Source organism: Ruegeria sp. HKCCA0235A (genome assembly GCF_013033235.1).
In the GTDB taxonomy this organism is placed as follows: Bacteria; Pseudomonadota; Alphaproteobacteria; order Rhodobacterales; family Rhodobacteraceae; genus Ruegeria.
In genome coordinates, this window is record NZ_WQDQ01000028.1 from 1 (window position 1) to 2,401 (window position 2,401).

The following is a 2,401-nucleotide window of genomic DNA, read 5'->3' on the forward strand; positions in this document are numbered from 1 at the left end:
GAGGTCGAATTCCGCCAGATCGCCGACTGGATCATCGAAGTGGTCGACGGCCTGGCTGCCAATGGCGAAGACGACAACGGCGCCGTCGAAGCTAAGGTCAAAGCCGAAGTCGCAGACCTCTGCGCACGCTTCCCGATCTATCCGAACCTATAAGACGAAGGACCCGAACCCATGAGCTTTCATTCCATTGACCAAGCCCCAGCCCGACTGAACCGAAGTGAATTGGCCGTGCCCGGCAGCCAACCCGGAATGTTCGAAAAGGCAGCCAAATCCGATGTAGACGTCATTTTCCTTGATCTGGAAGACGCGGTTGCACCGGATGAAAAGGAACAGGCCCGCAGGAACATCATTCAGGCGCTGAACGATATCGATTGGGGCAACAAGACCATGTCGGTTCGGATCAACGGTCTGGACACGCATTACATGTACCGCGACGTCGTCGATGTGGTCGAACAGGCGGGTGAGCGGCTGGACCTGATCATGATCCCCAAGGTCGGAACTGCTGCGGATGTCTATGCCGTCGATATGCTGGTGACCCAGATCGAAGACGCCAAGGGTTACAAAAAACGGATCGGGTTCGAGCACATCATCGAAACCGCGCTTGGCATGCAGAATGTGAGTGAGATTGCGGCAGCATCAAAGCGCAATGAAAGCCTGCACTTCGGCGTGGCCGACTATGCGGCCTCGACCCGTGCGCGCACCACGATCATCGGTGGTGTGAACCCGGACTACTCTGTTTTGACCGATGCGGACCCCGAGGGCGGTCGCCAGTCCCATTGGGGTGACATGTGGCATTATGCTCTGGCCCGTATGGTGGTTGCGGCGCGCGCCAACGGGCTGCGTCCGATTGATGGGCCTTTTGGCGATTTTCAGGACCCGGACGGTTACAAGGCCGCCGCAAAACGTGCCGCCGTTCTGGGTTGCGAAGGCAAATGGGCCATTCACCCAAGCCAGATCGCGCTGGCGAACGAGGTGATGTCGCCGTCCGACGCCGAGGTCAACAAGGCGCAGCGCATTCTTGTTGCCATGGCCGAGGCCGAGGCAGACGGAAAAGGCGCCGTTTCGCTGGACGGTCGGCTGATAGATTACGCCTCCATCCGTCAGGCCGAAGTGCTGGTGGAAAAGGCCAGCCAGATTGCTGCGGCGTGAACCAAACCAAAGTTGCGTGGGCAAACTGCCCACGCGATGTCATCGCCCGTTGCGCAGGCCGAAGAAGTGCTAGGATCCTTCCGGCGCCATCGACCCCATGAACCGACGGTCCCGCACATCATCCGGGCTGGTTTTGTAGCAGCGTTGAAACGCACGTTTCAAAGCGACGGGCGATGAAAAACCGGTGGCTGCCGAGATTTCGATCTGCGACATGTTCGTGAACTGCAACAGGTTCTGCGCCCGTTCCAGACGAAGCTCCTTGTACGTGGAAAGAAGCTTTGCTCCGGTTTTGCTCAGGAACCGTCGTTGCAGTTGACGCGTCGAGGTTTTGAGCAAACGGGAAAGGTCCGAGATCGTCAGTGGATCTTCGATGTTCTCCTGCATCGCATCCAAAGTGCGCATCACCAGAAGATCGCCTTTTGCCCTGTGTACCAACTGGGCGGCCAACCTGCTTTCGTGTTTTTGCGTAGGTTCGGTCAGGCCGATATAGCTGCGCAATGCGTCCGCTATATGCTCTCCGTGATCTATGGACACGAATTCGGACAACAACCGCAACGCGCTCAGTCTGCTGGTGGCGCTGTGGGGGTGCCCGTCGGCGGCCAGATGGGTTGCCGCACCGCAGCTTTCCAATCCGCTTTCCAGCGCGGCCGCGGCAAAGTTCGGGTGAACCGCAACGATGTCTCGGCCTGCTCTGCCCATTTGCACCAGCAACAGGACAGCTCCACCGACCAGAACGGTCCTTGAAGACAGGTTGAGAACTTGCGAAATCCAGCTTCTGCGCGAACCAGAGACGTCCCAGTTGTTCTCCAGGTCGCCCCAGAATATCGCCGTCCGACCTGCCCAATAAAGAGGTCCGCCGACCGAGTCATTTCCGGACACCCGGAGATTGACGACGTAAGAGCAGTTTTCGACCAGGCTGTTCAGAGCGTGATAGAACTCGACGACGATCTCGGCCGATGCCAGCGCCCGCGTGTCGCTGAGGATAACATCGATGTGTTTTATTCTTTCGGGCACCTCCGGCCCGGTCTTTGCCAGGTCGGCGCGATCATTTGCGAGGACATAGTGTTTCATTGTTCCTCCATCGATTTGACGAGAGGCAGCGCCTCGCAGGACGCTGCCCTCATTTTCGGATTTCAATCCGCCAGAGCAAACCGCGGATTGCTACGCCCGGTTCCCTATTCCGCGGCGTCTGCGTATGCGTCCATTGGGGGGCATGTGCAGACGAGGTTTCTGTCACCGTATGCGTTGTCGA

At 58.3% G+C, this 2,401-nt stretch carries 2 protein-coding genes and 1 pseudogene; 2 read left to right on the forward strand and 1 reads right to left on the reverse strand.

Features of this window, described 5'->3' with window-relative positions:
- Positions 1-153 (forward strand): annotated as a pseudogene (glyA, locus tag GOW56_RS21970) (serine hydroxymethyltransferase); the annotation flags it as partial.
- 18 nt (positions 154-171) lie between these two features.
- Positions 172-1,149 carry a CoA ester lyase gene (locus GOW56_RS21640; protein WP_171121061.1) on the forward strand — a complete coding sequence of 326 codons (978 nt, stop codon included), beginning with the start codon at positions 172-174 and terminating at the stop codon, positions 1,147-1,149.
- A gap of 69 nt (positions 1,150-1,218) precedes the next feature.
- On the opposite strand, the gene GOW56_RS21645 is transcribed toward GOW56_RS21640, so the two are convergent.
- A complete protein-coding gene (locus GOW56_RS21645; protein WP_171207160.1) occupies positions 1,219-2,220 on the reverse strand; it encodes a helix-turn-helix domain-containing protein in 1,002 nt (333 codons plus the stop codon).
- Positions 2,221-2,401 lie beyond the last annotated feature (181 nt).